Annotated in this window: 8 protein-coding genes and 2 pseudogenes; 2 read left to right on the forward strand and 8 right to left on the reverse strand. The window is 58.9% G+C overall.

Annotation, left to right across the window (positions count from 1 at the left end):
* Window positions 1-12 precede the first annotated feature (12 nt).
* The 8 genes from ACEWPM_RS17565 to ACEWPM_RS17600 all read right to left on the reverse strand — a co-directional run bounded on the left by ACEWPM_RS17565 (window position 13) and on the right by ACEWPM_RS17600 (window position 4,572).
* Window positions 13-687 (reverse strand): DUF1028 domain-containing protein, encoded by a 675-nt coding sequence (locus tag ACEWPM_RS17565; protein WP_393963937.1) that lies wholly within the window; start codon window positions 685-687, stop codon window positions 13-15.
* Window positions 684-1,100 (reverse strand): RidA family protein, encoded by a 417-nt coding sequence (locus ACEWPM_RS17570; RefSeq protein WP_393963936.1) that lies wholly within the window; start codon window positions 1,098-1,100, stop codon window positions 684-686. The genes ACEWPM_RS17565 and ACEWPM_RS17570 overlap by 4 nt, the downstream gene beginning before the upstream one ends.
* 14 nt (window positions 1,101-1,114) lie before the next feature.
* Window positions 1,115-2,392 carry a flavin-containing monooxygenase gene (locus tag ACEWPM_RS17575; RefSeq protein ID WP_393963935.1) on the reverse strand — a complete coding sequence of 426 codons (1,278 nt, stop codon included), beginning with the start codon at window positions 2,390-2,392 and terminating at the stop codon, window positions 1,115-1,117.
* Between the two features lie 401 nt (window positions 2,393-2,793).
* Window positions 2,794-3,180 (reverse strand): DUF308 domain-containing protein, encoded by a 387-nt coding sequence (locus ACEWPM_RS17580; protein WP_393963934.1) that lies wholly within the window; start codon window positions 3,178-3,180, stop codon window positions 2,794-2,796.
* On the reverse strand, window positions 3,177-3,389 hold the full coding sequence (locus ACEWPM_RS17585; protein WP_393963933.1) for a hypothetical protein: 213 nt from the start codon (window positions 3,387-3,389) through the stop codon (window positions 3,177-3,179). The genes ACEWPM_RS17580 and ACEWPM_RS17585 overlap by 4 nt, the downstream gene beginning before the upstream one ends.
* A 121-nt stretch (window positions 3,390-3,510) precedes the next feature.
* Entirely contained in the window at window positions 3,511-3,711 is a 201-nt protein-coding gene (locus ACEWPM_RS17590) for a phospholipase D-like domain-containing protein (RefSeq protein WP_420768042.1), read from the reverse strand.
* On the reverse strand, window positions 3,702-4,121 hold the full coding sequence (locus tag ACEWPM_RS17595) for a phospholipase D-like domain-containing protein (protein WP_393963932.1): 420 nt from the start codon (window positions 4,119-4,121) through the stop codon (window positions 3,702-3,704). Before ACEWPM_RS17595 ends, ACEWPM_RS17590 begins: the two co-directional genes overlap by 10 nt.
* Before the next feature lie 133 nt (window positions 4,122-4,254).
* Entirely contained in the window at window positions 4,255-4,572 is a 318-nt protein-coding gene (locus ACEWPM_RS17600) for a hypothetical protein (RefSeq protein ID WP_393963931.1), read from the reverse strand.
* On the opposite strand from ACEWPM_RS17600, the pseudogene ACEWPM_RS17605 reads away from it, so the two are divergent.
* A pseudogene (locus tag ACEWPM_RS17605) lies at window positions 4,555-5,527 on the forward strand (IS3 family transposase); the annotation flags it as partial. The gene ACEWPM_RS17600 and the pseudogene ACEWPM_RS17605 overlap by 18 nt on opposite strands.
* Window positions 5,528-5,602: 75 nt before the next feature.
* A pseudogene (locus ACEWPM_RS17610) lies at window positions 5,603-6,000 on the forward strand (recombinase family protein); the annotation flags it as partial.

Below are 6,000 nucleotides of genomic sequence, written 5' to 3' on the forward strand. Positions count from 1 at the left end.
TTTTCCTTTGTTTTATTGGTCGCCGGGCACGCCGTAGGACGGCGCCTCACGCGGGTCCAGAGCGCGCTGGATGTAGGCGTCCATCTGCGGTTTGTAGATGTTCCACGCGGTCGCGATATTTTCGATCGGGCAGTCGGTCGTCCAGTCGCAGCGCAGATCGGCAAGGGGCCAGCTGACCTTGTCGACAATCTTCATGCCTGCCGAATGGATCGGACCCGCTTCGCCACCTGCGGCGAGCCCTGCACGCATGGCAGAAATCAGACGGTCCCCGATATGGCCACTCGCGGACAAATAGCCGTCAACAATGGCTTGCGGAACAGCATCGTTGGCCAGAAGGTTGCCACCAGACGCTACGTTTTCGGCGCACGCATCGGTCCAGATACCAAGAGAGTTCGGCCCCGAATGGATTGCCGTGCCGCCCTTTGCATCCACCGCGAGAACCTGACGATAATGAATGAACCTGGCCTGCGCGCGCATCTGCGCAACCGCGTCCCCGGCGCTCAGACCGCTCTCCATCAAGTCGAGCGTCAACGGTCCCAGCGAGGGATCGGTGACGTTCTGCGAGGCAACGGCCCCAACTCCGGCGCGCGCATAGGAACAGCGCGCTGCGACCGCAGGGGATGACGATGAAATGGCAACACCGAACATTCCAGTGTCGGGGCAACGGGCTACAAGTGAAAAGGTCATTGCGGGATCACCGCCGTGCCGTCGATTTCCACCAGCCAATCAGGCCGTGCCAATGCCTGCACCACAAGGCCGGTCGAAACCGGATGCACCCCTTTGATGTATTGACCCATCGTGCGATACACCGCCTCGCGGTGGCGCACATCGGTGATGTAGACCACGACCTTGACCAGATGTTCCATCTGCCCGCCGGCCTCCTCGATCAGCTGCTGGATGTTCTGCATGACCTTGTGGGTTTGCTCGACCGGATCGTGGCTGTCGATGTTCTTGGCATCATCAAGGTTTTGTGGACACTGGCCGCGCAGCCAGACGGTCTTGCCGCCCTGCGTGACCACGGCCTGACATAGATCATTGTCAAGGTTCTGCTCGGGATAGGTGTCCGACGTGTTGAATTTGCGGATACGGGTATGGGTCATTTCGGGATCCTCGATTATTCTGCTGCGGTCTGCACGACGGCCGCCTGACCGTCGTATTGCTGATACGCACGCTGGATGGCGATCTGGTCGGCGATGTGTTTCGCATCATGCCACACCCCCCAAAGGAACGACGAACCGCGCCGCGATTGCCACGGCAGGCCAAGGAAATACACATCCGGTTCAATCGATAGCCCGCGCGAGTGGATCGGCGCCCCTTTTGCATCAAAGCCATCAACCTTGAGCCAGTTGAAATCCTGCCGAAAGCCTGTCGCCCAAATGATCGTCGTAATGCCTTCTTCCTCGAGATTGATCGACCGGATCGGGTTGGTCAGGCTATCGGGATCGGGGAACATCTCGCGCGCTTCGGGCTCTTCGGGCAGGTCGATGCCTGTCCGCGCCACATAGGCATCCGCCATATCAAGGACTTCAGCGTAGTTTGCATCTCCTGCGGCCACGTTTTTCTGAAGATCATCAGCAAAGCTCAACATGCCATCCTTGTAGCCGCTTGTCAGACCGGTCAAGATCACGCCTTCGCCGCCCAAACGACGAAAATCCATGGTGCGCCCACCGTGCGCCCCGCTGACCGAAATGGTCACATGCTCTGTGCCCGGTGCCGGTGCGGACATGTCCCACAGCCCCAGAACGCCCAACCACCACACATTGTCACGCCCACGGTAGCGGCGCGGGGGGCGATCGTGCGGGCCTACGGACAGGAACACCCGGCGGCCCGCCCGGTTCAATTCGTCCGCGATTTGCGCGCCGGATGATCCCGCCCCAACGACGATGACGGCCCCGTCAGGCAGTTGGTCGGGGTTCTTGTAATGGAATGAATGGATCTGAGTGATGTCTTCCGTTTCAGGCACGATTGGAGGAATGACCGGATGCTGGAACGCCCCCGTCGCCGCGACAATTCGGCGGGCTACGATATCGCCCTTGTTGGTTTTCACCAGAAAGCCGCCTTCACCCTCAAGCCGTTTTGCCTCGGTCACTTCAACGCCTTCACGGATTGGCGCTTTGATCATCGCGGCATAGTCGACCAAATACTGCGCAAAGCGGTCCTTGGTGACGAATTCATCAGGTTCTGCGCCTTCGAATTCCAAATTCGGAAAGCGATCATGCCATGCGGGACCATTCGCCACCAGATTGTCCCAGCGACCTGTGCGCCATGCTTCGGCGGTGCGGTTTTTTTCCAGCACCAGATGCGGAACTCCGAGATTGCCCAGATGCTCGCTTGCGGCGATGCCAGCCTGTCCGCCCCCGACAACCAGCGTATCAGTTTTTTCCACGGGCATTTCTGAGACCCCTTCATAAGTTGCAACAGCATTTTACCCGTATGTGGGCGTTACCGAAAACCTAGGTGAAGGGCGCGCAGCCGAAAACTATGGAATCTCGCAGCATTGGTTAGGCTGAACCTAAACCCCCCGCGACTTTGCCTTGGCAGCCCCAAAAATCAGCGGCCAGGGTGCGTCTGATATAGAAAGCCAGGTTGCTGGGCCGTGTTGGCTCCGGTCACATGCGATAACGCCGCAACGCGACGGCGGGGCCTTTCGGTTTTGTCATTTAATGGATGTCTTCTTGCGCTGTTCGAGCGACAGAACCACCAGAAAAGCGCCGTTCGCCAACAACTCGACCCCCAGTATCAGACCGACGTTGGCAGCGAGGAACGCGGGAAAACCCGAGAGAACGATCAGTCCTAACACAAGAGATGCCGCGCCGGTCGCGAACAACGCAAACGACGCTTGTTCACGCGCATCCGGTAGGTCGACCACAGCTTGGCGGCACCCGATACCAGCAACAGCACGACAAGTGAAAGTCGCAGAAACGTGCCATCGCCGAATGGCCCCAACAACAGGAGCAAGCCCATGAACAGGGCAGCCGCCGCCGTAATGCCGGCGCCGAGCCGGATACTGAACCCCTGCGACTTCCGAGCCGAATATGCCTGCAACATGCCGACGACAAGCAGCGCCCAACCCGCGAGGGTCATCGCCGTGACAGCCGCAGAAAAAGGATTGAAGAGGGCGAAAATACCCGCACCTATCCAAACAAGTCCGAAAAGCAGCTTGAGATACCAATTTTTCATGGCGAATTTCTTGTTTGGGCGGCGGCATCGGACCTGCGGGCCAGTGCAAGTATGCTCACCGAAATGCCGTTGGATATTAACTCTATCGGCAGATAAATGCCCAGCACAGCGGCCGCGGAGAAAGGGAAGCTCAGAAGGGTCAACAGCGCTACCACACCGCCGATCAGCGACAGCAGGCCCGCCACCAGACAAAAAGCCCAGTTCCCCAATGCAGTTCTCCTCTGCTCAGACCGTTCACCAATCGTTATGGAAGCCATTCAATCGGAAGCATGCCCATGATCGCCAACGTGATCTGCTGGAACCACGTCGCGCCCGGCTCTTCCTGATAGGTCAGGCCTTTCCCTGCGGGCAACGCTTCTTGCCAGACCATCTTGCTTCGGGGGGCAATTCGGGCCGATAGCTGATCGTCGCGAGCGGGCCTTCAAAGGACGCGCTTACCCTGGTGACCAATGCCGGGCTTTCGATCAGGAACCCCATCTCGCAGTTGAACTTCGCAGAGCGGGGGGCAAAGTTGAACGAACCTATGAAAATGCGGCTGTCATCGACTGCAGGGTTTTGGCGTGCAACCTGGCCCCGGACAGGCCCAGCGGCTTGATCTGCATCTCGGTTTCAGGCGTCATGTTACCGCGCAGCTTGAGTTCGTAAAGATCGACACCGGCCTCCAGCAGCTCGCGACGGTATTTTGAGTATCCTACATGAACCATCACCACATCGGTCGCGTTGAGAGCATTCGTCAAAATGCGGACGTCCTTGCCGGTCTCGGCGAGTGACGCGAAATACTCCGTGCCTGCCTTGCCGGGAACAAAATAGGCGGACACGAGATCCAGCCGCTTTTCGAAATCGCACAGAATGTCACCAATCTTGAAATCATCAGCTGGTCGCGTCGGGCGACACCTTGTCCCTTGACGGGATCGGCGGCAACCAGTTGCACATCCGTCCATTCAAATGACCCCGCGCTTTGCGCATACTTGTCCGCGCTGCGTTCGAAATCTGGAGTGGCCCCCGAAAACTGGACACTGACGCAAGCTCCGATTTGCTGTCTGTTGATCTTCGTCACGAAGCAGATCGAAGATATCAAAACGAAAACAACACGCCCCCTGAGTTCAAGGCGAAGGTGGCGCTTGAGGCGCTGAAAGGCGAAGATACTGTGTCTGGCTGGCGAGCCGGTTCGGCGTGCATCTGACGATGATCAACCAATGGAAACGGGCGCTGCTGGATGGCGCGTCCGGTGTCTTTGAACGCGGTAGCCGCAATGCCCCGGTCATAGATGAAGATCTGGTCAGGGACCTGCATGCCAAGATCGGAGCGCTGGCGGTGGCCAACTCTTTTTTGGAAAGAAAGCTCAAGCCTTGGGGCGGGGAAGTGAGGCGCGGCATGGTCGAGCGTGACCATCCGGACCTGTCGATCGGTCAGCAGTGCGCGCTGCTGTCGATCCCTCGGTCATCGTTATACTACATGCCGCGGGGTGAGACTGAGCAGAATCTCGCGCTGATGCGGCTGATCGACGTGCAGTTTCTGGAGACGCCCTTCTTCGGTGTCCGGCACCCTCTCGGGACATTGCTACGCAATGCCCTGCCGGGCAGCGGATGACCTGGCACCTGCGCAACGAGGGCCACGCGGTGAACGAGAAGCGCATCCGTCGGCTCATGCGCCTGATGGGGTTGATGCCGATCTACCAGAAGCCCAACACCCCCTGCCCGGCAGCACATGCATAGCATGTGCGAGAGGGGGGCAAGCCGGCGATGGGGCACAAGACCTATCCCTACCTGCTGCGCGGGCTGCGTGTGGATAGGTCAAATCAGGTCTGGTGCGTAGACATCACCTATCTGCCCCCTCTCGGCAGATTGCTTCGCAATCGCCTGCCGGGCAACGGATGCGCCGCGGGTTTCTCTATCTGGTGGCCATCATGGACGGGCATACCCGGATGGTTCTGTCGTGGCGGATCTCGAACACGCTGGACGCCGACTTCTGCGTCGAGGCGCTGAACGAGGCGATCTATCGGTTCGGACCGCCCGACATCATGAATAGTGACCAGGGATGTCAGTTCACATCCTCCGCTTGGACAGACTGCCTGCGCCGGTCCGGCATCCGCATCTCGATGGACGGCAAGGGCCGCTATCTGGACAACATCTTCATCGAACGCCTGTGGCGCACCCTGAAATACGAGTGTGTTTACCTGCACGCTTGGGAGACCGGATCTCAGGCCCAGGCCGGTGTCCGGAAATGGATGGAATTCTACAATCACCGCCGCCCGCACAAAGCACTTGGCGGACGACCACCGGCGGTGGTCTGCTCGCTGAAGGTCAAAGCAACGCAACCCGATCAGCAGGAGCAGATCAGAGCTTAAAAAGCGCCAGATCCTGTCCAAAGAATGGGGAGCACCTCAGCGACCTCGATCCTGTCGGGCCTCAAGACCGGGCTGATGCAGGACGAGGCCTATGCAAATTTTCGGGAGAGATATCTGGCGGTCAGGAAAGCCGAGGAGAAAGAACGCAATGATATGTTGCGGATCCAGGATCAAAGCATTCGCCAGTTGGAAGGCAGGCATGCGAGCGTGATGAAGGCGGTGGAGGACGGAGACTATTCCCCGCCGGTCATCGCGCAGCTCAGCAAGGTGGATGCAGAGCTGTCCGAGGCACGCGCGAGACGTGCGACAGAGGCACCAGAGCCGGTCGAGTTACCCGAAGATCTGCCGGAGATTTACCGAGCTCATATTGACGAACTCGCGGATACCTTGTCCGATGAGGATGTATCGGGGCGCGCCAGCGAGGAACTGCATAGCCTGATCGACACCGTGGTGGTCGATTGGGACGGCGAAGA

This window comes from Roseovarius maritimus, from assembly GCF_043355895.2.
In the GTDB taxonomy this organism is placed as follows: Bacteria; Pseudomonadota; Alphaproteobacteria; order Rhodobacterales; family Rhodobacteraceae; genus Roseovarius; species Roseovarius maritimus.

Bases quoted from the DNA above. Each gene is read 5' to 3' on its own strand.
- ACEWPM_RS17580 (WP_393963934.1), bottom strand. From the start codon at position 3,180: ATGAAAAATTGGTATCTCAAGCTGCTTTTCGGACTTGTTTGGATAGGT.
- ACEWPM_RS17570 (WP_393963936.1), bottom strand. From the start codon at position 1,100: ATGACCCATACCCGTATCCGCAAATTCAACACGTCGGACACCTATCCC.
- ACEWPM_RS17575 (WP_393963935.1), bottom strand. From the start codon at position 2,392: ATGCCCGTGGAAAAAACTGATACGCTGGTTGTCGGGGGCGGACAGGCT.
- ACEWPM_RS17565 (WP_393963937.1), bottom strand. From the start codon at position 687: ATGACCTTTTCACTTGTAGCCCGTTGCCCCGACACTGGAATGTTCGGT.
- ACEWPM_RS17600 (WP_393963931.1), bottom strand. From the start codon at position 4,572: ATGGTCACGCTCGACCATGCCGCGCCTCACTTCCCCGCCCCAAGGCTT.
- ACEWPM_RS17595 (WP_393963932.1), bottom strand. From the start codon at position 4,121: ATGGACGGATGTGCAACTGGTTGCCGCCGATCCCGTCAAGGGACAAGG.